This window comes from Halomonas sp. ND22Bw, assembly GCF_003011945.1.
GTDB classification, from domain to species: domain Bacteria; phylum Pseudomonadota; class Gammaproteobacteria; order Pseudomonadales; family Halomonadaceae; genus Halomonas; species Halomonas halophila.
In genome coordinates this window covers 1-333 of record NZ_PXWD01000450.1, presented here as the reverse complement: position 1 = coordinate 333, position 333 = coordinate 1, and the positions used below count along the sequence as shown (strand labels likewise).

1 protein-coding gene is annotated in these 333 nt (G+C 68.5%); it reads right to left on the bottom strand.

The window, feature by feature from the left end:
- Positions 1-105: 105 nt before the first annotated feature.
- A partial coding sequence (locus CVH10_RS18885) for a hypothetical protein (RefSeq protein WP_219924833.1) occupies positions 106-333 on the bottom strand: 228 nt, incomplete at its 5' end.

Here is a 333-nt window from a genome sequence, read left to right as displayed (position 1 = left end):
TGATCGGAGGGTCGGACGTTCCGCCGCGCGTTCCTCGCAAGGAAGACGCAGAGGGGGCCGATCCTCGGGTCGAGCCCGAGGATGACGGTTACAGGTGCGGGCGTCCTACTTCCGGCGCGACTTGCGCTGACCGGCCTTACCCTTGGGACGTGACAGGCGCACGACCTTGCGCGCGTTCTCTTCCGCCGTGGTGCGCACGGTGGGGATGGAGCGCGGAGCCAGGCCGTAGAGCGAGGCCATCGGGGCGTCCTCGACGGCGGCGATGTCGTGTTCGCCATAGCCGTTGAAGCCGGTCGACATGGCCACGCCGTAAGCGCCCAGCATGCCGATCTC